Annotated in this window: 23 protein-coding genes; 14 read left to right on the top strand and 9 right to left on the bottom strand. The window is 74.8% G+C overall.

Going from position 1 to position 25022, the window contains the following annotated elements:
* Window positions 1–11 precede the first annotated feature (11 nt).
* Together ACWGL3_RS08595 and ACWGL3_RS08590 are read left to right on the top strand one after the other, a co-directional pair.
* Complete coding sequence (locus ACWGL3_RS08595; protein ID WP_267946389.1) at window positions 12–800, top strand: alpha/beta hydrolase; 789 nt, start codon at window positions 12–14, stop codon at window positions 798–800.
* An 80-nt stretch (window positions 801–880) separates the two neighbouring features.
* A complete protein-coding gene (locus tag ACWGL3_RS08590) occupies window positions 881–2200 on the top strand; it encodes an MFS transporter (protein WP_267946388.1) in 1320 nt (439 codons plus the stop codon).
* Window positions 2201–2290: 90 nt separating this feature from the next.
* Here the strand turns inward: ACWGL3_RS08590 and ACWGL3_RS08585 are convergent, their stop codons facing one another.
* From ACWGL3_RS08585 to ACWGL3_RS08575, 3 genes are all read right to left on the bottom strand, one after another.
* Window positions 2291–3253 (bottom strand): coiled-coil domain-containing protein, encoded by a 963-nt coding sequence (locus ACWGL3_RS08585; protein WP_452461101.1) that lies wholly within the window; start codon window positions 3251–3253, stop codon window positions 2291–2293.
* A 226-nt stretch (window positions 3254–3479) separates the two neighbouring features.
* The gene (def, locus tag ACWGL3_RS08580) at window positions 3480–4043 is read right to left on the bottom strand and encodes a peptide deformylase (protein WP_267946386.1); all 564 of its coding nucleotides are present in this window, start codon (window positions 4041–4043) and stop codon (window positions 3480–3482) included.
* Window positions 4044–4120: 77 nt separating this feature from the next.
* Complete coding sequence (locus tag ACWGL3_RS08575; RefSeq protein WP_267946385.1) at window positions 4121–4933, bottom strand: nucleotidyltransferase domain-containing protein; 813 nt, start codon at window positions 4931–4933, stop codon at window positions 4121–4123.
* A gap of 801 nt (window positions 4934–5734) precedes the next feature.
* Here ACWGL3_RS08575 and ACWGL3_RS08570 point away from each other — a divergent pair.
* Together ACWGL3_RS08570 and ACWGL3_RS08565 are read left to right on the top strand one after the other, a co-directional pair.
* Entirely contained in the window at window positions 5735–6412 is a 678-nt protein-coding gene (locus ACWGL3_RS08570) for a sirohydrochlorin chelatase (RefSeq protein WP_267946384.1), read from the top strand.
* Window positions 6413–6777: 365 nt separating this feature from the next.
* Window positions 6778–7707 carry an aminoglycoside phosphotransferase family protein gene (locus ACWGL3_RS08565; protein ID WP_267946383.1) on the top strand — a complete coding sequence of 310 codons (930 nt, stop codon included), beginning with the start codon at window positions 6778–6780 and terminating at the stop codon, window positions 7705–7707.
* 23 nt (window positions 7708–7730) lie between these two features.
* On the opposite strand, the gene ACWGL3_RS08560 is transcribed toward ACWGL3_RS08565, so the two are convergent.
* Complete coding sequence (locus ACWGL3_RS08560; protein ID WP_267946382.1) at window positions 7731–8408, bottom strand: response regulator; 678 nt, start codon at window positions 8406–8408, stop codon at window positions 7731–7733.
* Window positions 8389–10941 carry an ATP-binding protein gene (locus tag ACWGL3_RS08555; RefSeq protein ID WP_452461100.1) on the bottom strand — a complete coding sequence of 851 codons (2553 nt, stop codon included), beginning with the start codon at window positions 10939–10941 and terminating at the stop codon, window positions 8389–8391. Before ACWGL3_RS08555 ends, ACWGL3_RS08560 begins: the two co-directional genes overlap by 20 nt.
* Before the next feature lie 504 nt (window positions 10942–11445).
* Here ACWGL3_RS08555 and ACWGL3_RS08550 point away from each other — a divergent pair.
* A complete protein-coding gene (locus ACWGL3_RS08550; protein WP_267946380.1) occupies window positions 11446–12072 on the top strand; it encodes a hypothetical protein in 627 nt (208 codons plus the stop codon).
* Window positions 12073–12135: 63 nt separating this feature from the next.
* Here ACWGL3_RS08550 and ACWGL3_RS08545 read toward each other — a convergent pair whose 3' ends face one another.
* A complete protein-coding gene (locus ACWGL3_RS08545) occupies window positions 12136–13713 on the bottom strand; it encodes an FAD-binding oxidoreductase (protein WP_452461104.1) in 1578 nt (525 codons plus the stop codon).
* Window positions 13714–13817: 104 nt separating this feature from the next.
* On the opposite strand from ACWGL3_RS08545, the gene ACWGL3_RS08540 reads away from it, so the two are divergent.
* The 4 genes from ACWGL3_RS08540 to ACWGL3_RS08525 all read left to right on the top strand — a co-directional run bounded on the left by ACWGL3_RS08540 (window position 13818) and on the right by ACWGL3_RS08525 (window position 17988).
* Entirely contained in the window at window positions 13818–14405 is a 588-nt protein-coding gene (locus ACWGL3_RS08540) for a TetR/AcrR family transcriptional regulator (protein ID WP_267946379.1), read from the top strand.
* Window positions 14406–14484: 79 nt separating this feature from the next.
* Window positions 14485–16020, top strand: a complete 1536-nt coding sequence (locus ACWGL3_RS08535) for a glycerol-3-phosphate dehydrogenase/oxidase (protein ID WP_267946378.1) — start codon at window positions 14485–14487, stop codon at window positions 16018–16020.
* A 223-nt stretch (window positions 16021–16243) separates the two neighbouring features.
* Window positions 16244–16798 (top strand): ATP-binding protein, encoded by a 555-nt coding sequence (locus tag ACWGL3_RS08530; protein ID WP_267946377.1) that lies wholly within the window; start codon window positions 16244–16246, stop codon window positions 16796–16798.
* 302 nt (window positions 16799–17100) lie between these two features.
* Window positions 17101–17988: a bile acid:sodium symporter family protein gene (locus ACWGL3_RS08525; RefSeq protein ID WP_452461099.1), complete on the top strand. Its 888-nt coding sequence runs from the start codon at window positions 17101–17103 to the stop codon at window positions 17986–17988.
* Window positions 17989–18015: 27 nt separating this feature from the next.
* Here ACWGL3_RS08525 and ACWGL3_RS08520 read toward each other — a convergent pair whose 3' ends face one another.
* Together ACWGL3_RS08520 and ACWGL3_RS08515 are read right to left on the bottom strand one after the other, a co-directional pair.
* On the bottom strand, window positions 18016–18660 hold the full coding sequence (locus ACWGL3_RS08520; protein ID WP_267946375.1) for a LuxR C-terminal-related transcriptional regulator: 645 nt from the start codon (window positions 18658–18660) through the stop codon (window positions 18016–18018).
* Window positions 18648–19868 (bottom strand): sensor histidine kinase, encoded by a 1221-nt coding sequence (locus ACWGL3_RS08515; RefSeq protein ID WP_267946374.1) that lies wholly within the window; start codon window positions 19866–19868, stop codon window positions 18648–18650. Before ACWGL3_RS08515 ends, ACWGL3_RS08520 begins: the two co-directional genes overlap by 13 nt.
* 220 nt (window positions 19869–20088) lie before the next feature.
* Between ACWGL3_RS08515 and ACWGL3_RS08510 the strand changes: the two genes are divergently transcribed.
* From ACWGL3_RS08510 to ACWGL3_RS08490, 5 genes are all read left to right on the top strand, one after another.
* Complete coding sequence (locus ACWGL3_RS08510; RefSeq protein WP_267946373.1) at window positions 20089–20556, top strand: hypothetical protein; 468 nt, start codon at window positions 20089–20091, stop codon at window positions 20554–20556.
* Window positions 20540–21772: a sensor histidine kinase gene (locus ACWGL3_RS08505; protein ID WP_267946372.1), complete on the top strand. Its 1233-nt coding sequence runs from the start codon at window positions 20540–20542 to the stop codon at window positions 21770–21772. Before ACWGL3_RS08510 ends, ACWGL3_RS08505 begins: the two co-directional genes overlap by 17 nt.
* A 190-nt stretch (window positions 21773–21962) precedes the next feature.
* Window positions 21963–22658, top strand: coding sequence for a response regulator (locus ACWGL3_RS08500; RefSeq protein WP_267946371.1), 696 nt, complete (start codon window positions 21963–21965; stop codon window positions 22656–22658).
* 62 nt (window positions 22659–22720) lie between these two features.
* The gene (locus tag ACWGL3_RS08495; protein WP_267946370.1) at window positions 22721–23488 is read left to right on the top strand and encodes an ABC transporter ATP-binding protein; all 768 of its coding nucleotides are present in this window, start codon (window positions 22721–22723) and stop codon (window positions 23486–23488) included.
* Entirely contained in the window at window positions 23485–24243 is a 759-nt protein-coding gene (locus ACWGL3_RS08490) for an ABC transporter permease (protein WP_267946369.1), read from the top strand. The genes ACWGL3_RS08495 and ACWGL3_RS08490 overlap by 4 nt, the downstream gene beginning before the upstream one ends.
* Window positions 24244–24409: 166 nt before the next feature.
* Here ACWGL3_RS08490 and ACWGL3_RS08485 read toward each other — a convergent pair whose 3' ends face one another.
* The gene (locus ACWGL3_RS08485; protein WP_267946368.1) at window positions 24410–24928 is read right to left on the bottom strand and encodes an LURP-one-related/scramblase family protein; all 519 of its coding nucleotides are present in this window, start codon (window positions 24926–24928) and stop codon (window positions 24410–24412) included.
* Between the last annotated feature and the right edge of the window lie 94 nt (window positions 24929–25022).

Below are 25022 nucleotides of genomic sequence, written 5' to 3'. Positions count from 1 at the left end.
ACGATGGAGGGGTGTCCGATGCCATTGACGCCCCCGTCGACCGTCCCCGCGAGAGCCGGTTCCGGCTGACCACGGCGGACGGGGTCGGGATCGACGCCGTGCTCCTGCACGGCACCGGGTCCCGCACCGCGGCGGTGGTCCTCGCCAACGGGTTCACCGGTACCCACCGGAGCCCGTACACGCGCGCCATCGCGGAGGCGTTCCTCCCCGTCGGCGACGTGATGACCTTCGACTTCCGCGGCCACCACGGCTCCGGCGGGCGCAGCACCGTCGGCAACGAGGAGATCCACGACCTGGAGGCGGTCGTCGCCCGCCTGCGGGAGCTCGGCTACACGTCCGTCGCGGCCGTCGGGTTCTCCATGGGCGCCGCCGTCGTGGTACGCCATGCCGCCATCTACGGCGGGATCGCCGCCGCGGTCTCGGTCAGCGGCCCCAGCCGCTGGTACTACCGGGGCACGCGCAGGATGCGCCTGCTCCACCTCGGGATCGGGCGCGCCGCGGGCCGCTTCTTCCTGCGCAGCTTCCGCAAGGTGAGGGTCATCGACCGGGACTGGGACCCCAAGCCCGCCGAACCCCGCCAGCTCGCCGGGGAGGTCTCCCCGACACCGCTCCTGGTCGTGCACGGCGAGGCCGACAGCTACTTCCCCGTCTCCCACGCCACCGCCATCCACGACGCGGCCCGCGAGCCCCGCGAGCTGTGGCTCGTCCCGGGGATGGGGCACGCCGAGCGCGCCGTCACCCCCGAACTGGCCGTACGCCTCAGGGACTGGATCGGCGAGCGGATCGCCCCCGGGGACTGACCCCGCGGCCCCGGCGCGGGCCGCGCCGACCGGTCGGCGGCGGCATCGACAGGCGTCTGCCCGTGCACTACAAAGGACGGATGATCCGATCTGTTTCGTCCTCCTCCGGGAACGGGTCGACACCCGCCGAGTTCACCACCGCCGACCTGCCCGGCCTCCGGGGCAGGGGTTTCGCGCTGCTCATCGCGGCCACGGCCTTCGCCCTCTGCGGGTTCGCGGCGGTCCTCCCCCTGGTGCCCCTGTGGGCCACGCGCGGGGGAGCGGGCGAGTTCGGGGCCGGGAGCACCACCGGCGCCTTCATGCTGACGACGGTGCTCACCCAGCTCGCCATGCCCTGGTTGCTGGAGCGGGGCGGCTACCGCTGGGCGTTCCCCGTGGGGGCCCTGGTCATGGGCCTGCCGACCCCGCTGTTCGCGCTGACCGCGGACCTGGGGCCGCTCATCGCCGTCTCGGCGGTGCGCGGCGTCGGCTTCGGCATGGTCAGCGTCGCGGGCACCGCGCTCGCCGCGCGGCTGGTCCCGCACAGCCAGGTCGGGCGGGCCACCGGCTACTACGGGCTCGCGGTCGGCCTGCCGCAGGTGCTCATCCTGCCGGGCGGTGTGGCCCTCGCCCTCAACGCCGGCTTCGCCGCCGCGTTCTGGATCACCGGCCTGTGCTCGGTGGTGGGGGCCCTGCTGGCCTGGGGCGTCTGGTTCGCCGACGGCGGCCGGAACCGGGCGGCGCTGCGGAGCCCCGCGCGGGCCGCCGCGGCCACGGCGGACGCGCCCTCGGGGCTGCCGCTGCTGCTGGCGCTCGCCGCCCCGCTGGTCCTGATGCTGCTGACCGCCTCCGCGGCCAGTGCGGTCATCACCTTCCTGGCGATCCCGTTCGAGCAGGCCGCGTGGCTGGTCGGCGGGGCCCTGGCCGCCTACGCCCTGGCGGTCGTCGCGGGCCGGTGGACCGCCGGGATGCTGCACGACCTTCACCGGCGCACCCTCCTGCTGCTGCCGGGCACCGCGGGCGCGGCCCTCGGCATGGCCCTGGTCACCGCGGCGCTGTGGTCGCACGGCGACGGAGGGGGAGGGCTGGGCGCCGGGACGGTCCTGCTGGTGCTCCTGGGAGCCATGGTGTTCGGTCTCGGCTTCGGCGCCGTCCAGAACGAGACCGTCACCCTCATGTTGAACCGCGCCGGCCCCTCGGGCTACGGCCGGGCCAGCGCGGTGTGGAACATCGGCTACGACGCGGGCTCGGGAGCGGGGGCGATGCTCCTGGGGCTGCTGATCCAGCTGTTCGGCTACGTTCCCGCGTTCGCGCTGACGGCGGTGGCGCTCCTGGCGGCCGTCCCGTTCGCGTTCACGCGCCGCGGTCCGCGCCCCGCCGCCCAACGGGACTCGCCGGGTCCGAGGGGCTCGGCGCCGTAGCCGTCGGCGGGTGGGCGCTGTCGCCGCCGGAACCGCTGAGTTCCGGGTTCGGGCCGTGCCCCGCCGGTCGGCCGGGAGGCCGGCCCGCCACTAGTACGACGAGATGTGCACGTGGTCGTAGTGGTTCTGGGTGTTGTCGCCCCGGTCGCTCATCCAGGTCCACGAACCGGCCTGCCAGATCTGCTGCTCCCAGATGATGTACTTGACGCCCAGCCTGTCGGCGTTGTCGATCGCGTACTGGGAGATCTGGGTGCCGAGCGCCTGGTTCTCCGCCGAGGGGATCGCGCCCCCGGAGCTCATCATGAAGTCGCAGGCCTGGCCCACGCCGTGGTCGTCCGCGCTGGAGCGCAGGCAGCCCACCGGGTAGGGGGCGCCGAACCGCATGACGATCTCGTCGCGGATGGCGGCCATGCGCGGGGTCGCCCCGCTCCAGCCCCAGCCCATCGCACTGTCGGGGATGCTGCCGGTGCCCGGGGTCTCGGGGACCTGCTCCTCCTCGTACTCGGCGATGCGCTCCTCGACGTCCTCGCGCTGCGCCTCCAGGTCCTCGATGAGCTCCTCGGCGTCCGCCATCTCCGTCCGCAGGCCCTCGGCGACCTCCGCCGCCTCGTCGCGGGTGTCGATCAGCTCGGCGATCTGCTCCGACTGGCTCTGCCCCAGGTAGGACAGGGTCGCGGCGTCGCTGAACATCTCCTCCGGGTCGCTGGAGAACATGGCGTGGAGCGCGGGGTCGAGGCCGGTCTCGTTCTTGTACTGGGCGGAGGCGATGGTCGACACACCCGCCCGCGACGCGTCCAGGCGGGACTCGACCTCCTCCAGGTCCTCCTCGGCCTGCTCGACGCGCCCCTTGATCTCGGTGAACTGGATCAGTTCCCCGTCGTAGCTCTCCTCCAGCTCCTCGGCCCGCTGGGTCAGCTCGTCGATGTCCACCTCGTCGTCGCCGGGCTCGGCCTGCGCGGTGCCGGGCAGGCCGATGAGGAGCGCCGTCGTGACGGCGGCGAGGGACATGGCGGCACGGGTGCCGCGCGGGTTGCGGGGAGGAGTGGTCGTCATGTGTGCTCCGAGGGCGGTCCGGGTGCGTCCGGTGGGCCTGCGGCGCGGTGCGGGGGCGCCGCGGGGTGCCGGATGCTCAGCAGACCTTACGAGATCGTGGCGTGACGTGCCTAGTGCGTTGACTCACGTGACTGCGGGGGGTAGGGGGATGTGTCCGAAGATACCCGGAGCGGGGGACCGGACCGGCACCCCCTGCCGGTCCGGACCGCACGGCGGGGCGGCGGCCTCAGCCCGCTCCGCCGAAGGCGCTGGGGAGCCGGAGGCCGACGGGCGCCGGGGGAGCGTCCGGGGAGGCGGGCATGAACCAGTCGGAGCGGCGGATGTCACGCATCGCGCGCTTGCGGGTGTCGGGGTCGAGGCGCTCGACGTAGACCATGCCGTCGAGGTGGTCGGTCTCGTGCTGGAGGCAGCGGGCCATCAGCCCGGTGCCCTCCACGGTGACCGGCTCGTTGCGCAGGTCCACCCCGGTGACGACGGCGCGCTCGGCCCGCCTGGTCGGGTACCAGAGCCGGGGGACGGACAGGCAGCCCTCCTCGCCGTCCTGGACCTCCTCCGAGAGCTCCGCGATCTCGGGGTTGATCACGTAGCCGATCCGGTCCTCCACGTTGTAGCTGAAGACGCGGAGCCCCACCCCGATCTGGGTGGCGGCCAGGCCGGCCCGGCCGGGGGCCTCGACCGTTTCGAGGAGGTCCCGGACCAGTGCCTCGGTGTGCTGGTCGAACCGGGTGACGGGGGTGGTCGGAGTGACGAGGACGGGGTCGCCGAAGCGGACGATGGGGCGCATGGTCATGAATCCCAGATTAGTCGGGCGAGCCGGAAAAGCGCCCACCGTCCCCCGGGACCGGTGCGAGCGGGGGAGTGGAGCGCTCAGGCGGCCAGGCCGGGGCGCAGGGAGTCGTCCAGGACCATCTCGATGTAGTCCAGGGCGGCCCGTCGGCGGGCGAGCGCGCTCTCGTACAGCGAGGGCGCGCCGGCGTTGCGGCGCACGCGCAGGCACTCGTTGACGATGTGCTGCCACTTCTCCGGGAAGGCGTGCAGGGCGTAGGCGCCCGCGCCAGACTTGGAGGTGATCTCCCCGGTCTTCAGGGTGAAGTGCAGGCGGCTGACGCTCAGCACGCTCCAGGAGGGCGCCAGGGAACCGAGGACGGCCAGGCCGCGCGGGGTGACCAGGCGGCCGGCCTTCTCGCGCCAGCGGCGCCACTGCTCGTCCAGGGAGCCCAGGGACCAGGCGCGCATGCTCTCGGGCTCGTCCCACACGTCCAGTTCGACCGGGTGGGGGCCCCGCATGGTCACGCCGTGCTCGGCGAGGATGTGCCAGGTCACGGGGTTGACGTCGGCGCTCGCGCGCGAACGGAACCGGCCGCCGATGACGGAGGGGACCGCTCCGCAGGCGGCGGGGTCGCGGGTCAGGTCGTCCCAGGTGACGTGGATGCCGTTGAACTGGGGGCGGGGGACGGCCGCGCGCGTGCGCGCGTGCGCGCCGCGCAGCAGCTCCAGCTCGTCGCCGTCCGGCGTGCTCCTCGTGACGATGACGAAGTCGACGTCGCTCGCGTGCGGGCGGAAGTCGCCGAGGGCGACCGAACCGGTCAGGTAGAGGCCTTCGACCAGGCCGGGGGCCTCCTGGTCCGCGTGGGCGAGGAAGGTCTGGGCCAGCGTCTGCACCCGAGGGTGGACGGCCATGCTCACTCCAGTCTGCACGGTGCGGTGTGGGTCGCGGGTCCGCTGCCGGTGGTGGATCCGGCGGGCGGTTGCCCGTGAACGGTCCCGGGGCGCGTGGGCCTGCCGGGATATGGTCCGCTCGGTTCCAAGTGTGGGCGGGCCCGTGGCCCATGGCAAGTGATCGCGCCGGACCGGCATCCTGTCCCCCCACGTCAGGTGGTGTGCGGCTATGACGCGGTAGGGGAGTGCGCACCCTTGACACGCGAGGGTCGCATGTGGCAGGAGTCGTCGTTCTCGCGATTTCCGGAGCCCCGGAACGCGGAACCGCGGAAACGACGGCGAAAACGGCCCCGCGTCAGGCTGCGCCCCTCGGGGCACATTCCTCGGCACGTGCATCCGCACCGGGCGAATGCATAGGAAATTTTTTGCCGGGTATATCTCTACAGAACTTCGGGGTGAAATCGGTTTCCCCCCGGAGTGGCTATGGGGGTGTGGTGTCGGACATGTCCGACAGGTCGGAGGGTTCCGGCCCTGTCATGGCTGTCCGGCCGTCGGTCCTGGTGGGGGATGTCCTACCCGCGGTTCCGCCCGCCGACCCCTCTGTCGGGTGGTCGCACTGAGGCGCACGCCACTCCCCGGAAAAGTGGACACATCACAGTTTTTCCGAGATTGTTATGGTTCACCAAGACTCGTTCAGGCGATAACCATCATAGCCATTGTCTGCTGTTTTCCTCCATGTAACACGAGAGCACTCCCCTGAAACGGTGCCCCTTTACTCTCGGCGGACAACGGTAGATCTCACCGCGATTCAAGGAGCCTTTCATGGTCCCGACGATGGTCCTCGTGGCCGACGACTCACGTGACGCCCACCGGCGTGAGGCCCTGTGCGGCCTGGCCGAGGCGGTGGCCGGACGGGGAGAGGCTCCGGTCGTCCCCGCCTTCGGCAGCCCCGCCGAGGTCACCGCCGCCATCCGCGCCGTCAGGGGCCCCAAGGTGGTGGTCCCCGCGTTCGTCGCGGGAGGTGACGTCGCCAGCGCCCACCTGCTCTCCAGGCTCGACCTCGGCCGTCTGGGGAACGCCTGGCACACACCGCCCCTCGGTGCCGTCCCGTCCATCGTCGCCGACCTCGCGGGCCGCCTCGTCGACTCGGGCCGCAGGCCCGGCGACGGCGTGGTGCTGGCCGCCGACGGCACGACCGGGACGGAGGAGCGCCAGGTCGTCATGGACGTGGCCCGCATGCTCAGCCGCCGCCTCGGCTCCCCGGTCCAGGTCGGCTACCTGCGCACCTGGGCGCCCTCGGTGTTCGACGCCGTCGACCGGCTGCGCCGGGACGGCCGCGACAACGTCGCCGTCGCGGCGTGGAGGCTCGTCGACGGGCCCGACTTCGAGCTGCTGCGCGGGCTCGACGTCACGGCCCTCACCACCCCGCTGTGGCCCTCGGAGCTGGTCGTGGACACGCTCCTGGCCCAGCACCGGGCGGCCAAGGGGCGGCTGGCCTGACCCGGGCCGGGGTCTCCGGAAGCCGGGAAGCGTACCCACGGGGGGTGACATGGCGACACCGTTCGGTAACGAAGGGGGCTCGGGGTGCGGCTGTTCCGTTACCGGGACCACCGGGACGGGTAGGGGTCGGAAGGGCGGGAACTCCCCGCACCCACAACGCGGTACCCGTACCCGACCGCACCGGAGCGGCGCGGAACGGCCCGGGCCCGGCCCCTCAGGAGCCGCGCACTCCCCGCCCGCGAGGCGGACTCCCGCGACCGGCCCGGTCCCGACCGGCGCCCGCGCGGTGCGGAGCGGACGGCCGCCGAGCCGCGACGGGGCTCGACCCCGACAGGCATCGTCGTGAGCGAACCTAAGGTGGATCTATGAACCACGGCACAGCGCAGTTCGTCGACAGCCGACAGCGCCGCCGTCTGGAACGGCGCTTCGGCAGCCACGTGGGCGAGTGGCTGGCCGAGCTCCCCGGGATCGTCGAGAAGCTCGCCGCCGAGTGGCGGCTGACGGTCGAGGGCCCCGCACCGCGCGGCCGTACGTCCGTGGTGATCCACGTGCGCGGCGCCGACGGGTCCGCGGGGGTGCTCAAGCTGTCCCCGGACAGCGGGCTCGCCGTCTCCGAGGCCCGGCTGCTGCGCATGTGGGGGGACTCCGGCCGCGTGCCGCTCGTGTGGGGTCTCGACGCCGAACGGGGGGCCGTCCTGATGGAGCGGGTCGACGGCATCACGGTCGCCGACAGCGGGACGGTGCCGCGGATGGAGACCGTGGGCGCGCTCATCGCCCAGCTCCACGCCACGGCCGTGCCCCGCGCGGAGCTCGACGAGCTCCGCCCGCTGACGTCGCGGGTGCAGTTCGTCTTCGACCTCTGGAACCGCGAGCGCGCCGACGGCCCCGCCGCCGAGGTGGTGCCCGTCTCCGCCATGCACCAGGGCTTCTGCCGTGCGCGGGACCTGGCCAACGGGAACGTCCACGTGGTGCCGGTGCACGGAGACCTGCACCCGGGCAACGTCATCGACGGGGGCGGGCGGGGCCTCGTCGCCCTCGACCCGCGTGCCTGCCTCGGCGACGGCGCGGTCGACGCCGTCGACTGGGCGCTGTGGAGGACCACCGGCGTGGCGGAGGTGGAGCGCCGTGTGGGCGTGCTCTCCGAGGCCATGGGCGTGGACGCCGACCGGCTGTTCGAGTGGGTGCGCGCCTTCGCCCCCTGCCGGGCGGTGGCCGAGGCCAACCGGGGACATGTCGGCACCGAGGAGTTCGACGCGCTCATGGAGCTGGCCGAGGGGGCCGCCGTCACCCGCTGACCCCGGCGGGGCGGGCGGCGGGGTCAGCCCGCCCCCTCGAAGCGGTAGCCCCGGCCCGCCTCCGTGATCAGGAACCGGGGACGGGCGGGGTCCGGCTCCAGCTTGCGGCGCAGCTGCGCCATGTACACCCGCAGGTAGTTCGTCTCGCTCTGGTAGGCGGGCCCCCACACGTCGTGGAGCAGCTGGCGCTGGCTCACCAGCTGTCCGGCGTGGCGTGCGAGGATCTCCAGGATGTGCCACTCCGTCGGGGTCAGCCGCACCTCCCCGCCGTCGCGCAGGACGCGTTTGGCGCCCAGGTCCACGGTGAAGCACTGCGTGCGCACGACCGGCGCCTCCTCCGCGCGGACCGACCGGCGCTCGGCGGCCCGCATCCGGGCGAGCAGCTCGTCCATGCCGAACGGCTTGGTGACGTAGTCGTCGGCGCCCGAGTCCAGGCAGCGCACCTTCTCCCCGGCCGAGTGCCGTGCGGACAGCACGATGATCGGCACCTGGGACCAGCCGCGCAGGCGCCGTATGACCTCCAGGCCCTCCATGTCGGGCAGCCCCAGGTCGAGGAGGACCACGTCCGGGTGGTTCTCGGCGGCCAGCCGCAGGGCCGTGGCCCCGTCGGCGGCCGTGTCCACGTCGTGCCCGCGCGCACGGAGGTTGATCCGCATGGCCCGGATGATCTGCATGTCGTCGTCAACGACCAGGACCCGCATGGGACCCCCTCTCGCCATCGATGTCCGTCATATCGAGTTCTGTCGCCCTCAGGGTGAAGACCATGGTCAGCCCGCCTCCAGGGGTGTCCTCGGGGTCGAGTCTGCCGTGCATCGCCTCAACGAAACCACGGGCGACGGCGAGCCCGAGCCCCACCCCCGTGCCCTGGGGGGCGTCGCCCAGGCGCTGGAAGGCCTCGAACATGCGCTGCTTGCCCTCGTCCGAGACACCCGGCCCCCGGTCCGCCACGCGCAGCTGCACGCTGTCGCCGTGCGCGCTCGCGGCGACCAGGACGGGCAGGCGCGGATCGGGGTTGTACCGCACCGCGTTGGCGACCACGTTCGCCACCGCCCGCTCCAGGAGTCCGGCGTCGGCCAGGACCCGGGGCAGGCCGTCGGGGACGTCGACGGTGACGGCCTCGTGGGGCAGGCCGAGGAGGGTGATCGGGACGACCTCCTCCAGGCCCACCGCGCGGAGCTTGGGGCGCACGTTGTCGGTGTGCACGCGGCTCATGTCCAACAGGTTGTCGATCAGGCGGTTGAGCCGGTCGGTGGACTCCTCCGCGGTCTCCAGGAGGTCCTCCCGGTCCTCCGGGGTGAGCGTGATGTCGGTGGCGCGCAGGCTGGCCAGGCTCGCCTTGATCGACGTCAGCGGGGTGCGCAGGTCGTGCGACACCGCGGCCAGCAGGGCGGTGCGGATGCGGTTGCCGGCCGCCTGGCTCCTCGCCTCGGCCGCGTCCCACTCCAGCCTCTGGTGCTCCAGGGCGATGCCGATGTGCGCCGCGAACGCGCGCAGCACGCCCCGGTCGGCGGCGGGCAGCACCCGGCCGCGCAGGGCCAGCGCCAGGTTGTCGGAGACCGACACCAGCACGTCCGACTCGTCGGGGGAGTCGCAGGCCGGGGCTCCGACGCTGTGGGCGGGCCGCCACCGGCCGTCGTCCAACCGCTCCAGGAGCGTCGCCGACCGCTGCCCGAACGTCTCCCTGATGCGCCGGAGCAGCGCCTGGAGGGGTTCCTTGCCCGACAGGATGCTCCCCGCCAGGAGGGTCACCGCGTCGGCCTCGGCGCGGGCCCGCGCGGCCTGCGCCGAGCGCCGGGCCGCCATCTCCACCACGATCGCGACCAGCGTTCCCACCAGCGTGAACGCGGTCAGCGCCACCACGTTGTCCAGCGACACCGACGGTCGCCCGTGCAGCGGTGACACCAGGACGGTGAGCAGGACCGCGCTCCACAGCGCCGACACCAGCGCGGGGCGCAGCCCGCCCACGGCCGCGGTGGCGACGGTGATCAGCAGGAGGAGCATGGTGTCCGAGGCCGGGCCCACGTCCGAGAACAGCGGCAGGGCCAGGAACAGCGAGACGAGGGTGGGCGCCAGCAGCGCCAGGGTCCACCCGGCCGCACGGCGGTGCTCGCCCAGCCCTCGGCCCGGGGGCGGCAGGGGCCACCGGCCGCTGCCCACCCTCTCGTGGGTGACGATGTGCACGTCGATGTCGCCGGAGTCGCGGGCCACGATCGCGCCGACCCCGGGACCGAACACGTACTGCCAGGTCCGGCGGCGCGACGAGCCCAGCACGATCTGGGTGGCGTGCACGCCCCGGGCGAACTCCAGCAGGCCTGTCGGGACGTCGTTGCCGACCACCTGGTGGTACGTCCCGCCCAGCTCGGCGAGGAGGCGCCGCTGCCGCAGGAGGTCCTCCGGCGGCGTCTGCGAGATCCCCTGCGGCGGCACGACGTGCACGGCCAGGAGGTGGCTCGGCTGGGGGTGCCCGCCCCGCGACCGGGCGGCGACGCGGGCGGCCCGGCGGATCAGCGTCTCGCCCTCGGGGCCGCCGGTGAGCGCCACGACGACCCGTTCGCGGGCCTCCCAGGTGCGCTGGATCTCGTGCTCGCCCCGGTAGCGGGACAGGCCCTCCTCCACGCGGTCGGCGGTCCACAGCAGCGCCAGCTCGCGCAGCGCCGCCAGGTTGCCCTCCCTGTAGTAGTCGGCCAGGGCGGCGTCGACCCGCTCGGCGGGGTGGATGTCGCCGTGCGCCATGCGGCGGCGCAGCTCCTGCGGGGTGATGTCGACGAGTTCGACCTCGGCCGCGCGGCGCACCACGTGGTCGGGGACCGTCTGCTGGGGGCGTACCCCGGTGATCTGGTGGACGACGTCGTTGAGCGACTCCAGGTGGTGGATGCCCACGGTCGACAGGACGTCGATCCCCGCCTCCAGCAGCTCCTCCACGTCCTGCCAGCGGGTCGGGTTGGGCGCCCCAGGCGGGTTGGACCGGGCGAGGTCGTCGACCAGGGCCGTGCCGGGCGCCCGCGAGATCACCGCCGCGGTGTCCACCGAGCCGGACGGGTGCGGCGGCACGCACTCCAACCCCTCCAGGAGGGCGGACGTGCGCTCCCTCCGGTGCGTGTGGACGGCGGCGACCACCACGTCGGTGCCGTGCGAGGCCCGTCGGCGGGCCTCGACCAGCACGTTGTGCGTGGTGCCGACCCCGGGGGCCGAACCCAGGTAGATGCGGAGCTTTCCTCGTGCCACGGCATCCATTGTCGGGGCACGCGGGGGCGCCCGGGGCGGTTTCGCGCCGTGGGAAGGGTCGCGTCCGGTTCCGGTCCCGGGTCTGGCGCGGAAGCCGCGGTTGGCGATACTTGGTGTGGCGTCCCGGCGCGCGCACGGTGCGCACGCCGGCCCGGGCCGTTCCGTGCGACACGAGACCACCTGTGAGGAGGCGCGGCGACCACCCGCCCCGGGCCGGGTGCGCCCCCAGCCGCGAGACCGATGACCCATCCCCCCGACGACGCTTCGTTCCCCGGTCCCCCCGGAGGCCGGCCGTTCCCCGGCGGGCCCCACCGGGGGCGGCCGCCCCGCCCCCACCCCGGACGGCAGCCCCCGCCCGGGCCCCACGGACCGCCCGAAGCGCCCCACGGCGGGTCTCCGGGACAGCGGTACGTCCCGCCCGTCCGGCCGGGCCACGGCGCTCCCGGGGGAGTCCCGCCCGGACAGCCGCCCGTACCGGGCCGCCCCGGAGGCCCGGCACGGCGCGGACCGGCCGTGCTGGTCGGGGTGGCCGCCGCCTCCCTGGCGGTGGTCGCCTCCCTCGGCGTCGTGGTGTGGGAGGCGGCGGGCGGCCGCCCCTACGCCGACCTGCCCGGCTGCCGTCAGCTGCTGTCCGAGGACGTGGTCGCCGGCATCCCCGGGGCCGACAGCCCGCTGGCCGAGGGCGACTACTACTCGGCGGAGGAGGCGGGTTACGCGGAGGACGGCCAGATCGGCTACCTCGCCTGCTCCGTCAACGACTCCTACGTCTTCCTCCTCGACGTCTTCGTCTCCCTGTACGAGTTCGAGGACGGCGGTGAGACCCTCGCCGACCTGCGCGAGGACATGGCGGACGCCCGGGAGGACCTGGAGGGGGACAGGGCGCCAGAGGGCATGCAGGGGGAGGTCCTCGACTGGCGGTCCGTGCGGGCCGGGGACGGCGGCTTCGCGGTCCTGTACCGCGACGGGGAGTACTCCGACGCGGTCGTCGCGACGGCCTCCTTCACCAGCGTGAACGTGGCGGTCATGATCAGCCTGCCGGTGGAGGACGGCGGTATCGGGGAGGGCGAGGCCCTGGACCTCCTCGAGGACATGGCGGGGCAGGTCGAGCGCAGCCTCTCCCGCGAGGCGGAGAGGGCGTGAGGACGGGCCCGTCCGGGCCCGCGGCGCCGCCGGAGCCGACCCGGCCGCGCCGCGGGCGGTCCGCTAGTCCGCGTCGGGGATGAGCTTGCCCGGGTTGAGCACGCCCTCGGGGTCCAGCGCGGCCTTGACCGCGCGCAGCACGTCGCCGCCCAGGGGACCGATCTCCGCCGCCATCCACGGCCGGTGGTCCGACCCGACCGCGTGGTGGTGGGTGATCGTCCCGCCGTTGGCGACGATCGCGTCCGACGCGGCGCGCTTGGCCCGGCCCCAGCGCGCCACCGGGTCCGGCCCGGCCGCCGTCGCCACCGTGAAGTACAGGGACGCGCCGGTCGGGTAGGTGTGCGACACGTGGCACATCACCACGGCGCCGCCCTCGTCGCCCTCCAGCGCCCCCGTGAGCGCCTCGGACACGGCCGTGTACAGCGGCAGCAGGCCGGTCCACGACGCGGCGGTCTCCAGCGTCTCGGCGAGGATCCCCGCCGACAGCAGGGTGTCGCGCAGGTAGGGCGAGGAGAACCGGTTCTCGCGCCAGTGCGCCACCGGCTCCGGGCCGAGCGGGGTGCCGCCGGCCTCCGCCATGGCCTCCCGCACCGCGGCGGCGCGGGCCTCCACCTCCGCGGGGGCCCCCTCGAAGCCCAGCACGGCCTGGCACCCGGGGACGGCTTCGCGCCCGCCCATCGCCGCGCCCACGAACGTCTCCGACTCGTCGAGCACGCGCGCCATGGTCGGCCGGGCGTCCGACTGCGCCAGGACGCGCAGGGCGTCCGCGCCCGAGGCGAAGTCGGGGAACGACCACGCCTCGTCCAGCACGCGCTCGGGCGCCCTCCGCACGCGCACGCCCACCTCGGTGATGACGCCCAGCGTGCCCTCCGAGCCCAGCAGCAGGCGCCGCAGGTCCGGGCCGGCGGCCGACGCGGGCGGACCGCCCGCCTCCAGGGTGCCGCGCGGGGTCGCCACCCGCAGCGACACGACCATGTCCTCGAACCGGCCGTACCCGGAGGAGGCCTGTCCGCTGGAACGGGTGGCCGCGTAGCCGCCGATCGTCGCGTACTCGTGGCTCTGGGGGAGGTGCCCCAGGGTGAGCCCGTGCTCCGCCAGCATCGCCTCCGCGTGCGGACCGCGCACGCCCGCGCCCAGGACGGCCGTCGACGACAGGGGGTCCACGGACACCAGGCGGTCCAGGCGGCGCAGGTCCAGGGAGACCACGGCGTGGAAGCCCCCGCGCAGCGGGGTGACGCCGCCGACCACGCTGGTGCCCCCGCCGAAGGGCACGACGGCGACCCGCTCCTCCGAGCACACCGCGAGGAGCCGCTCCACCTCGCCGTGGTCGGCCGGGTAGAGGACGGCGTCCGGAGCCGGGTCCGCCCGGCCCGCGCGGCGCAGCAGCAGGTCGGGCGTGCTCTTGCCGCCGCAGTGGCGCAGGCGGACGGGGTCCTCCGTGCTCACGTGCCCGGGGCCGACCACCCCGGCGAACAGCTCGCGCAGCCGGGGGCCGAGCCTGCTGGGCGGCAGTTCCACCAGCTCCTCCGGGACCGGGGGCATGTCCTGGAGGCGGGCCCGGAGCACCTGCGCGACGAGGTCGCGCAGACCGGGGTCCAGCTCCGGCGCCCTGGCGGGGTCGCCCCAGGCGAACCAGCTCATGTCGGGTGCGGTGTCCGTGCCCGGGGCGGGGCCTGTGCCCGGGCCGGGGCCGTTCCCGTCGCCGGGCGGTGTCTTCTCGTGAGCCATGCCCTACAGTTTTACATATGGCGTCAAAACGTAACGTAGAGGATCGGATCCTGGACGCGGCCCGCGCCTGCGTCGAGGCCTTCGGGGTGCGCCGCACCACGCTGACCGACGTCGCGCGCCGCGCCGGGGTCAGCAGGCCCACCGTGTACCGCCGCTGGCCCGACGCGACCGCGCTCGTCGCGGACCTGCTCACCCGCGAGCTGCGGCAGATCCTCGCCGAGGCCGGCGCGGCCTCCGCCGACGACCCGGAGGGGGAGGGCGTGCGCCCGCGCCTGGTCCGCCACGCCGCCAGGGTCGCCCGCGCGATGCTGGCCCACCCGCTGTTCACCCGGATCGTGGACACCGAGCCCGAACTCCTGGCGACCTACACCTTCCACCGGCTGGGGACCAGCCACCGGGCCGCCCTCGACCTGGTGGAGCCCGTCGTCGCCGAGGGGCAGCGCGACGGCTCCGTGCGCGCGGGCGACCCCGAGGCCCTGGCCCGCCTCGTCCTGGTGACCGTGCAGGGCACGGTCACCTCGCGCCGCCTGTTCGCCGACGTCCTCGACGAGGACCGGCTCGTCGGGGAACTCGCCGTCCTCCTCGACGGCTACCTCGCACCCTGAAGCGCCGCGGCCCCGACGGGCCGGGCGGGGCCGCGCGCCGGCCCATCCGCCGCACCGTCCCCCGGAAAGGACCGCTCACATGAGCACTGCCAGTCCCGCGTCCCCCTCGCTGAACGCCGCCCGGAGAGCCGCCGACCTGGCCGGGCTGGAGGCCCGGCCCGAGGTGGACGTCCTGGTCGTCGGGGGCGGCGTGACGGGGGCGGGAGCCGCGCTCGACGCCGCTTCGCGCGGACTCTCCACCGTGCTGGTCGAACGCCACGACCTGGCCTTCGGCACCAGCCGGTGGAGCTCCAAGCTCGTCCACGGGGGCCTGCGCTACCTGGCCCGGGGGCAGTTCGGCATCGCCTACGAGAGCGCCCGCGAACGCGACCTCCTCATGCGGGTGACCGCGCCCCACCTGGTCCGCCCCATGCCGATGGTCGTGCCCGTGTACAGGGGGAGCGGCCTGGCCAGGGCGCTGTCCGTGCGCGCGGGCATGGGCATGGGCGACCTCCTGCGCGTGATGGCGGGGACCCCGGGGAGCGTGCTGCCCCGCCCGCGGCTGCTCGACGCCCGCCAGACCCTGCGCCTGCTGCCCGGCGCCGCCAGGCGGGACCTGCTCGGCGGCATCCTGTCCTTCGACGGGCAGCTCGTGGACGACGCCCGGCTCGTCGTCGCTCTGGCGCGCACCGCCGCGCGCGAGGGGGCCAGGGTCATCACCCGCTGCTCGGCCGAGAGCGTGACCGCCGACGGCGCGGTGCTGAGGGACGCGGCCACCGGCAGGATCGTCCCCGTGCGCCCGCGCGCCGTCGTCAACGCCACCGGTGTGCACGCGGGGCTCCTGGACCCCCGCGTGCGGCTCCGGCCCAGCAGGGGCAGCCACCTCGTGCTCGACGGCGCGGCCCTGGGCCGCCCCCGGGCCGCGCTCACCGTGCCCGTCGGCGGGAGTGTCAGCCGCTTCGTCTTCGCCCTGCCCCAGACGGACGGGCGCGTGTTCGCCGGGCTCACCGACGAACCCGTGGACGGCCCCGCGCCGCACGTCCCCGACGTGCCCGAGGGCGACGTGGACTTCCTGCTCGACCGGTTCAACGGGGCGCTGGAGAACCGGATCGGGCGCGATGACGTCATCGGCGCGTTCGCCGGACTGCGCCCTCTGCTGGAGGGCGTCGGCGACAGCGCCGACCTGTCGCGCGAGCACTCCGTCTCCGTCGCGCCCAACGGGACGGTCACCGTGGTCGGCGGGAAGCTCACCACCTACCGGGCGATGGCGGAGGAGGCCGTGGACGCCGCCGTGCGCGCCCGCCGGCTGCCCGCCGGACCGTGCCGGACGCGCTTCCTGGCCCTGGTGGGCGCCGCCTCCCGCGAGGAGCTGGACGCGGTGGAGGCCCCGCGCCGACTGGTCGAGCGGTACGGGACCGAGGCCGTCGACGTCCTGGACGGGGCCGGCGGCGACCCCGCCCTGCTGGAGCCGGTCGTGCGCGGTGTCACGGGCGCCGAGTTCCGGTTCGGCGTGCGCCACGAGGGGGCCATGGACGCGGACGACCTGCTGGACCGCCGGACCCGGATCGGGCTGGTCCCGGCGGAGCGGGCCGAGGCGCTGGCCGCGGCGGAGGACGCGGTCGACGCGGCGGTCTGAGGCGCGGAGGGGAGGCGGACCGGGGGAGGGGGCGGGGCAAGGGCGATCGGGACGGGCATCCGGGTTCTCGCCACACCCGCGTCCCCTGTCCCGCAGGGGCCTGATCGCGTAAGGTCGTAGCCGTTCCGCGCCGGACCTCCCCCGAACGGCCGCCGGACGCTCCCGCAGCCGCCCCCTCCCGCGGTCCGCCCGTCCACGAACCGCCCCGCCGAAGGAGTCACCCATGCCCACGCTCGTTTCCGTGCCCGCCCTGGCCAAGGAGGAGGACTCCTTCCTCGCGGGTGTCCCGGACGAGTACCGGCACTACTTCAACGGCCGGCCTCCGGTCCCCTTCGCCAAGCGCCACTGGGAGTTCGCCGGGGAGCCCGCCAGCATCCCCCTGGCCCGCGCCTTCCTGGACACCTGCGCGGCGACCAGGGACTCCGAGTTCCGGTACGTGTTCGCGCTGCTGGGGACCGAGCTGGCGACCAACGCCATCCGGCACAGCCGTTCGGGGGAGGACGGCCAGACGTTCGTGCTCAAGGTGACCCGGGGGCCCAACGGCCTGACCCTGGCCTGCCGCGACAACGGCAGGCCGACCAGCTCCCCCTCGGGGGAGGACGGCCCGCTCAGCGCCGGACCGCTGGCGGGCGACCGGCTCACCGCCGAGAACGGCCGCGGGCTGGCCCTGGTCGACAGCTTCGCCACCGCGTGGGGCGACAACGGGCACCCGAGCATCCGCAAGGTGTGGTTCCACCTGGCCTACGACCTCACCGGCAGTTCCTGGCCCGCGGCCTGACCACGGCCCGGGGGCGGGGACGCGCCGGGCCCCGCCCCCGGAACCCGTGTCCGGGCCCCGCCCGGGGGCCTTGCCGGGGCCGCCGCGGGCGTGCCAACATACCGACGAGTAGCGATGGTGGCGCAGATCACGGGACGGCGCGATCCCGGTCCGCCCGGGCCTCCCCGCCCGGAACACCCCAGGCGAGCTCACGTCGGCACCGACACCGAACGCGGTCCACGACGGCCGGCGCCCCGCGCCGGTCGGTGCCCCCCCGACCGCCGAGCCGCCTCCCCCGCGCGGCCCGATCCCGAGGTGTCCCCATGGATTCCGCCATCGCCACGATCGCGCTCCCGGCCGCGCTCGCCGTCATCATGCTGGGCCTCGGACTGAGCCTGACCGTCGCAGACTTCGTCCGCCTCGCCGCACTGCCCGGCACGGTCGCGCTCGTCCTGGGCTGCCAGATCCTCCTCCTGCCCCTGTTCGCCCTCGGCCTGGTCCTGCTCTTCCAGCCGCCCCCGGCCCTGGCGGTCGGCATGATGCTGTTGGCGGCCTCCCCCGGAGGCACCACGGCCAGCCTGTACAGCTACCTGTTCCGCGGCAACGTCGCGCTCAACATCTCCCTCACGGCGCTCAACTCCGTCACGGCGATGGTGAGCCTCCCGCTGATCACCAACCTGTCGATCGCCCACTTCATGGGCGACGGGGACACGCTCGGGCTCCAGGCCGACAAGGTTCTCCAGGTCTTCGCGATCATCCTGGTCCCGGTCGCCGCGGGCATGCTCGTCCGGGCCCGCGCCGCGTCCTTCGCCCGGCGCATGGAGCGGCCGGTCAAGGCGGCGTCGGTCCTGGCGCTGTTCGGTGTCATCGCCGTCGCGGTCTTCCAGGAGCGCGCCGACCTCGTCGACTACCTCGTCGCCGTGGGCCCGATGGTGCTGCTGTTCAACGTCGCCGGCCTCGTCGTCGGCTACTGGGCGCCGCGCGCCATCGGGACGGGACGGCCCGAGGCGATCGCCTCGTGCATGGAGATCGGCCTGCACAACACCACGCTCTCCCTGGCCATCGCGCTCAGCCCCGCGCTGCTCGACAGCACGGAGATGGCGATCCCCTCGGCCGTGTACGGCGTGCTCATGTTCTTCACCGCCGCCGCCACCGGCATCCTGCTCAACCGGCGGGGCGTCCGCCAGGACGCACGGGCCGCCGGGGGCTGAGGCGCGGACCCGCCGGGCGCGCGGCCCTCACCTGCCGTCGAGGTAGGCGAGCACCGCGCGCACCCGGCGGTGCCCGCTGTCGGACGGCGACAGTCCCAGCTTCGCGAAGATGTTGCCGACGTGCTTGTGCACCGCGTTCTCGGTCACGACGATCCGCTCGGCGATCTCCCCGTTGCCCAGGCCCTCCGCCATCAGCCCCAGCACCTCGCTCTCGCGCCGGGTGAGGGTCTCCAGGGGATCCCGGGACCGCCGTGCCAGGAGCTGCTGGACCACGGCCGGATCCATCACCGTGCCCCCCTCCGCGACCCGGTGCAGGGCGTCCACGAACTCGCTCACCCGGCCCACCCGGTCCTTGAGCAGGTAGCCCACCCCGCCCCGGCCGTCGGCCAGCAGTTCACCGGCGTAGTCGCGCTCCACGTACTGCGACAGCACCAGCACCGGCAGCGCCTCGTGGCGCCGCCGGGCCGCGATCGCCGCGTGGATGCCCTCGTCCCGGAAGTTCGGCGGCAGCCGCACGTCGACGATCGCCAGGTCGGGCCCGTGCCGATCTACGGCGTCGGCGAAGGCCGGCGCGTCCACGGCGATTTCCACCACCTCGAACCCGCGCGTGGACAGCAGCAGTTCCAGGCCCGCGGACAGCAGCACGTTGTCCTCGGCTATCACGATCCGCACGGCAGCTCCACCTCGACCACGGTCGGCCCGCCCACCGGGCTCTCCACGCGCACGGTACCGTCCAGGGCGGCCACCCGGCGCCGGATGCCGGTCACCCCGGTGCCGCGGGACTCGTCCACCCCGCCCGCGCCGTCGTCGCGCACCGACACGCGCAGGACGCCGCCGACACGGTCCAGGCGCACGACGATCTCCTCGGCGGCGCCGTGCCGCACCGCGTTGGTGACCGCCTCGGTGACCACGAAGTACGCGGCGGTCTCCGCCGCCACCGGCAGCGTGCCCAGGTCGCCCACGTCCAGCCGGGTGGTGACCGTGGTGCGGGCGACCAGCGCGCTCAGCGCCCCGGCCAGCCCCCGGTCGGCGAGGATGGGCGGATAGATGCCGCGGATCACCTCGCGCAGCTCCGTCATCGCCTCTTCGGCGCCCTCGTGGGCGTTCTTCAGCAGTGCGGCGAGCCGCGGGTCCTCGGCGAGGGCCTCGCGGGCCACGCCCAGCTGCATCGCGATCGAGACGAGCCGCGCCTGGGTGCCGTCGTGCAGGTCGCGCTCGATCCTGCGCAGCTCCGCACCGTGGGCGTCCACCACCTCGGCGCGGGTCCGGCTCAGCTCGTCCACCCGGGCGGCCAGCAGCTCGGCCTCGGTGGGGGCGAGCAGCCGCAGGTTGAGGCGGGCGTGCGCCTTGGCCGCCGGGACCACGGCCCACCGGAGCAGGACGACCCCGAGCACCAGCTGCGCGGCCATGAGGAGCAGGGCCGAACCCCAGCCGTCGGCCGGGATCCCGAGGAACTGGAACTCCATGCCCTCCGGGAGCGCCCACCAGAACGGGAACTGCACCGAGGTGACGGGCAGGGAGACCGCGGCCACGCCCAGGAGGCCGGCGAGCATGCTCACCGCCGTGAACACGGGCATCCACAGCAGCACCCTGCGGGTGGACGGTTCGCGCCACAGCGCGCGGAAACCGGGGGTCCCGGAGCCCGGGAGCTCCGGCACCGGGACCCGGAGCAGGTCCGAGGCCCGCCCCTGGTGCCACGCGGCGAACCTCCCCACGACGCCCAGCCAGGGCGGCAGCAGCACGAACCCGAGGCCGCCGATCGGCACGGTGAGCACCACGGCCAGGGTCAGCGGCAGAGCCACCAGCACGGCCAGGCCGGAGGCGAAGGCCACCAGGAGGTAGCCGCCCGCCCGCAACGCCCGAGCCCAGACCTCGTTCATCCTCGTTACTCCCCGTTCACGTCGCAACCCCTCGGCAACGATCAGTCTGGGGCATTCCGGAGGTGCCCGGCACTACAGCCAGCCACCCTGTTCCCCCTCCACGCGTCGGCGGGCGGGCAGGACGCGGCCCGGACAACCGATCGACAACACATGGGCATCTTCGGGGCGAAGACCGGGAAGGACTCCTGAACCGCCGCACACACGCAGGAAGGAGAGGCCGATGCCCTTCCCGAACCGCACGTCACTGCCCCGCCCCGTCCACGGGATCTATGTCCGCAACGTCCTCCAGAGCTGCGGCGGCCACTTCGCCGCGGCGTGGGCCGAGGCGGAGCCCCTGCCCGCCGGGCACCCCGACGGCTTCGAGTTCGTCAACGCGGTCCAGCCCGTCGGACCCCGGGGGGAGCGACTCCCCGAGGAGCTGGCTGCGGCCTTCGCCCAGGGCCTGCGGCTGGCATGGCACGCCGGGGACGGCGCCCGACCGGGTATCGTCGCCCTGGTGCGCCTGGTCGACGCCCGCTGGCACCGGGAGGACTCCACGCCCCGGGCCTTCCGGATGACCGGGGAGCTCGCGGCCCTGGAGATCTCCCGCTGCGTGTCCGAGGACCGGGATCCGCGTCCGGTGCTGCGCAGCAGCAGACAGCCCTACCTCCCCTGGGAGCGGAGCATGCTCGGTGTCCTCAGCGACTGACGTCCCCCCGGCCGGTCCGGCCGCCCCCCTCACCGCGCCCGACGCCCCCGTGCCCCCGGCCCCCCGGCGGCCCTGGCCCGCCCTCCGGGCGGAGGGAGGCCCCACCCCCCGGAGGTTCGCGGCCGACGCCGCGGCCTCGCTGGTCCACCTGGCCCTCGCCGGCGGACTGCCCGACCCCCGCGACCTGGGCGCCGACGACCCGCTCCCCTGGGCCCGCCTCGCCCTGTCCGCCCTGATCACGGCCGGGATCCTGCTGCGCTGGCGGCTGCCCGCGGCGTCCTTCTGCACGGTGCTCGCCGCCACGCTCGCCGCCCTGGCCGCCGGATGGACCGCGGAGCCGTTCACCGCGGCCGCGTGGACGCTGTACCCGCTGGCGCTGACCTCGCGGCACGGCTCCTTCCGGCCCCGGCACTGGGCCTACCTCCTGGGTGCGCTCCTCGTGCTGGTGGCCGCGGGAGTGGACCCGGTGCCGCTGGAGGAGCCCGTCCGGGCCCTCGTCGTCGGAGCGGTCCTCCTCGCGCTCTCGTGGTTGCTGGGACGCTCCGTCCGGGAGCTCCGCGAGCAGGAGGAGCGCGCGGTGGCGGCCGTCGAACGCGAGGCCCGCACCCGGGAGAGGCTGCGGGTGGCCAGGGAGGTGCACGACGTCGTCTCCCACACCCTGGGCGCCATCGGCATGCGCGCGGGGGTGGCCCGGTACGCGGGCGGGGACGCCGAGGAGCTGCGGTCGGCCCTGGCCGACATCGAGGAGGCCGGCCGGGAGGCGTCGAACGAACTCCGCCGGGTCCTGGGCGCACTGCGCGCCGACGCCGACGCACCGCTGGAGCCGCAACCGGGGCTGGACGGGCTGGCCGCCCTGGCGGACACGGCCCGCCGCACCGGGATCGACTGCCGGCTGGAGGTCTCGGGCGTGGAGGGGGTACCGCCCGCCGTGGCCGTCAGCGTGTACAGGATCGTCCGGGAAGCGGTCACGAACGTCATCAGGCACGCTCCCGGCGGCTCCTGCTCGGTGGTCGTCACCGGGGAAGGGGACGCCGTGGAGGCCGAGGTGACCGACACCGGCCCGGCCCGGGGACGCGTCGGCTCACCGGGAGGGGGCGTCGGCATGGTCGGCATGCGCGAGCGCGTGGCGGTCCACGGCGGAACTTTCACGGCCGGCCCGCTGCCCGGCGGCGGCTTCCGGGTCCGCGCCCGCGTCCCCTCCGGCCCCGGCGGCTGAGGGCGCGGCGGGGCCGGAGGAGGGGGCGGAGGGGCGGCGCCGTTCCGAGGCCGCCCGGCGTCCGGGACACTGGAGGCGGTGCTCCGGGCCGGACCCCGGTCGGGACGTCCCCGCCGCCCCGCCGCCCCGGAGAGCCCGCGGGGCGCGCACGGGCCCCGACCGCGTTCGCGACACGACGGCCGGAGGACTCATGGGGGAGACCGCACCCGTGCGGATCGTGGTGGCCGACGACCAGGACCTCCTGCGCGGCTCCTTGCGCATGCTCATGGACGGAGACCCCCGGCTCACCGTGGTCGGCGAGGCCCGTACCGGGCGGGAGGCGGTGGACCTGGCGGCCCGCCTCCGGCCCGACCTCGTCCTCATGGACGTCCGCATGCCCGAGATGGACGGACTGGCCGCCACCCGGGAGATCTGCGCGGCCGCCCCGCACACCAGGGTGGTCGTGCTGACCATGTTCGACCTGGACGACTACGTGTACGGCGCCCTGCGGGCCGGGGCCAGCGGATTCCTGCTCAAGAACACCGCCCCCGAGGAACTGCTCCGCGCCGTCCACGTGGTCGCCGACGGGCAGTCCCTGCTCGCCCCCGAGGTCACGGGCCGCCTGATCGCCCACGTCGTGCGCGAGAGGGCCGGAACGGCGCCCGCCGCCTGGGCGCGGACGCCGCTCGCCCCGCGCGAGAGGGAGGTCGTCACCCTCATCGCGCGCGGGCTGTCCAACGCCGAGATCGCCGACCGCCTCACCCTCAGCCGCGCCACCGTCAAGACGTACGTGAGCCGCCTGCTCGCCAAGCTCGGCGCCCGCGACCGCGCCCAGCTGGTGGTGTTCGCCTACGAGAGCGGGCTCGTCAGGGCCGCCGGCGCGGGGGGCGACGTCCTCCCGGGGTGACGTCGGGACTGTCCTCCCAGGGCGGACGCGCCCGGGACCCTTCCGGCCCGACGATGGGTCCCATGATCGAGATACGCGGACTCACTAGGCGCTTCGGCGCCCGGACGGCGGTGGACGGGCTCACCTTCACCGCCCGTCCCGGCCAGGTCACGGGCTTCCTCGGACCCAACGGAGCCGGAAAGAGCACCACCCTGCGGGTGCTGCTCGGACTCGACCGCGCCGACGGGGGGACAGCCCTGATCGACGGGAGGCCCTACACGGAGCTGCGCCGGCCCGCCACCGCCGTCGGCGCCCAGCTCGACGGGGGAGGAGCGCACCCCGCGCGGACGGCCCGGGCCCACCTCGGGTGGATCGCCAGGGCGAACGGCCTGCCCGCCTCCCGGGTGGGGGAGGTGCTGGAGGGCGTCGGCCTGGGCGGGGCCGCCCGGGCCCGGGTGCGCACCTTCTCACTGGGGATGGGACGGCGGCTCGACCTGGCCGCCGCCCTCCTCGGCGACCCGGGGGTGCTGGTCATGGACGAGCCCGTCAACGGCCTCGACCCGGAGGGCATCCGCTGGGTGCGGTCGTTCACGCGGGCCCTGGCCGACGAGGGGCGCACCGTCCTCCTGTCCAGCCACTTCATGGGCGAGATCGCGAGGATCGCCGACCACCTGGTGGTGATCGACGGCGGGCGCCTGGTCGCAGAGGGCCGCCCCGACGAGGTGGCCGCGGGCCACGCCTCCCTGGAGGACGCCTTCTTCGCCCTCACCGGGCGCCCCGGCGGCGCGGACACGGGGTTCGGGCGGTGGCCCGGCGGCAGCGGCGCCGCCCGGGGCGGGGGAGAACGATGATCGACACCGTGCGCGCCGAGGCGTTCAAGCTCCGCACGCTCACCTCGGTCCTGTTCACCTGCCTGGCGACGGCCGCGCTGACGGTCGGGCTGGCGTGGCTGTCGGGATGGTCGGTGGGGAGGGCCCTCACGGACAACCCCGGTCTCCTCGTCGGGGAGGTCGTGCCGGAGCAGTCCGGCTTCGACGCGATCTCCTACGGGCAGGCGGGCATGGTGGTCCTGGGCGTGCTCGCGGTCGGCACCGAGTACACGGGAGGGCAGATCCGCGCCTCCCTGCTGGCCGTGCCGCACCGCCCCCGGCTCCTGCTGGCCAAGGCCGCCGCGGTCGCGGCGGCGGCACTGGCGGTCGCCCTGGCCACCGTGCCCGCGGCCTTCGCGGCCACCCAGGTCGGACTGGGGGAGCACGGGTACCCGCTGACCGGCATGCTCGACCGCCCCGTCCTGGGAGCGCTGGCGGGCGCGGTCGCGTACTGGGTGCTCCTCGCCCTGCTGGCGGCCGGGATCACCGTCGTCCTCCGCAACACGGTGGTGCCGCTGGTCCTCCTGATCAGTCTGGTGCTGGCCCTGTCCTTCTACCTCTCGATGCTGACCGGCCTGGCGGACCTCCTGCCCGACCGGGCGGGGGCGCAGATGTTCCTGAGGGGCGGCCCCAACAGGACGGACCTGTCCGCGATCGGGGGCGGCGCCGTGATGGCGGCCTGGGTGGCGGGTGTGTGGGCGGTCGCCGTGCCGCTCTTCGCGCGCAGGGCCGCCTGACGGGACGCGGCGCCGGAGCGGGGGCCGTCCCCGGTCCGCGGAGCGGTGCTCCGGCGCAGCCCTTCCGGGGCCGCCCCGGCGGGCGGCGGCGCGGTCCCCGCGGACGCCGCCCGCGCCGAACCGCACCCCGGGGAAGGCGGGTCCGGCCCGGGGCGGGACGCGGTGCTCAGTCCTGCTCCCCGCCCTCCTCGTCGTCGTCCCGGGTGAGGGAGTCCACGGCGACCGCGACGCTGATCACGAGGGCGGCGTCGCCGCCGATGTCGCTCCGGTGGGTGTTGACGTCCACCGCGTAGGTGTCCCTGACGCGGAACCACTTGCGGGACACGTGCGCGACGGTGCCGTGCTCGTCGGCGATGACGTACTCCTTGCCGAGGAAGTCGCCGGTGACCTCCCAGTCCGGCGCGCCCTCCATGTCCACCACGAGCTTGTCGCGCAGGGGGTTGACCAGGCGTTTGCGCACGGTGGCGACGGTGTCGCCGTCGCGCTCGACGCGCATCTGGTCACGGACCTTGAACAGCTTCTTGCGGATGACGGTGAGGACGTTGCCGTCGGTGTCCTTGAGCTCGAAGGTCGTGCGGATCCGCAGGGCCTTGCCGTCGACGAGGAAGACCTTGCGGTCGTCCTCGTCGGTCACCCAGTAGTCGTCACCGATGTCGAAAACGCGTTCGCGTACCAGGAATTTCATGCCTCGAAGCTAGGGCACGGGGATTCCGCGCACCACCCCGGGCCACGGCCTGTGGACGGCCCGGGGTCCGCGGCGCCGGAGGGGAGCGCGGGGG

It is taken from the genome of Nocardiopsis sp. NPDC055824, assembly GCF_053616335.1.
This window is presented reverse-complemented; position numbering and strand designations above follow the sequence as displayed.

Bases quoted from the DNA above. Each gene is read 5' to 3' on its own strand.
- ACWGL3_RS08565 (WP_267946383.1), top strand. From the start codon at position 6,778: ATGAACCACGGCACAGCGCAGTTCGTCGACAGCCGACAGCGCCGCCGT.
- ACWGL3_RS08555 (WP_452461100.1), bottom strand. From the start codon at position 10,941: ATGGATGCCGTGGCACGAGGAAAGCTCCGCATCTACCTGGGTTCGGCC.
- ACWGL3_RS08585 (WP_452461101.1), bottom strand. From the start codon at position 3,253: ATGACGACCACTCCTCCCCGCAACCCGCGCGGCACCCGTGCCGCCATG.
- ACWGL3_RS08515 (WP_267946374.1), bottom strand. From the start codon at position 19,868: ATGAACGAGGTCTGGGCTCGGGCGTTGCGGGCGGGCGGCTACCTCCTG.
- ACWGL3_RS08490 (WP_267946369.1), top strand. From the start codon at position 23,485: ATGATCGACACCGTGCGCGCCGAGGCGTTCAAGCTCCGCACGCTCACC.
- ACWGL3_RS08535 (WP_267946378.1), top strand. From the start codon at position 14,485: ATGAGCACTGCCAGTCCCGCGTCCCCCTCGCTGAACGCCGCCCGGAGA.
- ACWGL3_RS08570 (WP_267946384.1), top strand. From the start codon at position 5,735: ATGGTCCCGACGATGGTCCTCGTGGCCGACGACTCACGTGACGCCCAC.
- ACWGL3_RS08545 (WP_452461104.1), bottom strand. From the start codon at position 13,713: ATGAGCTGGTTCGCCTGGGGCGACCCCGCCAGGGCGCCGGAGCTGGAC.
- ACWGL3_RS08525 (WP_452461099.1), top strand. From the start codon at position 17,101: ATGGATTCCGCCATCGCCACGATCGCGCTCCCGGCCGCGCTCGCCGTC.
- def (WP_267946386.1), bottom strand. From the start codon at position 4,043: ATGACCATGCGCCCCATCGTCCGCTTCGGCGACCCCGTCCTCGTCACT.
- ACWGL3_RS08500 (WP_267946371.1), top strand. From the start codon at position 21,963: ATGGGGGAGACCGCACCCGTGCGGATCGTGGTGGCCGACGACCAGGAC.
- ACWGL3_RS08530 (WP_267946377.1), top strand. From the start codon at position 16,244: ATGCCCACGCTCGTTTCCGTGCCCGCCCTGGCCAAGGAGGAGGACTCC.
- ACWGL3_RS08510 (WP_267946373.1), top strand. From the start codon at position 20,089: ATGCCCTTCCCGAACCGCACGTCACTGCCCCGCCCCGTCCACGGGATC.
- ACWGL3_RS08590 (WP_267946388.1), top strand. From the start codon at position 881: ATGATCCGATCTGTTTCGTCCTCCTCCGGGAACGGGTCGACACCCGCC.
- ACWGL3_RS08575 (WP_267946385.1), bottom strand. From the start codon at position 4,933: ATGGCCGTCCACCCTCGGGTGCAGACGCTGGCCCAGACCTTCCTCGCC.
- ACWGL3_RS08540 (WP_267946379.1), top strand. From the start codon at position 13,818: ATGGCGTCAAAACGTAACGTAGAGGATCGGATCCTGGACGCGGCCCGC.
- ACWGL3_RS08495 (WP_267946370.1), top strand. From the start codon at position 22,721: ATGATCGAGATACGCGGACTCACTAGGCGCTTCGGCGCCCGGACGGCG.
- ACWGL3_RS08560 (WP_267946382.1), bottom strand. From the start codon at position 8,408: ATGCGGGTCCTGGTCGTTGACGACGACATGCAGATCATCCGGGCCATG.
- ACWGL3_RS08485 (WP_267946368.1), bottom strand. From the start codon at position 24,928: ATGAAATTCCTGGTACGCGAACGCGTTTTCGACATCGGTGACGACTAC.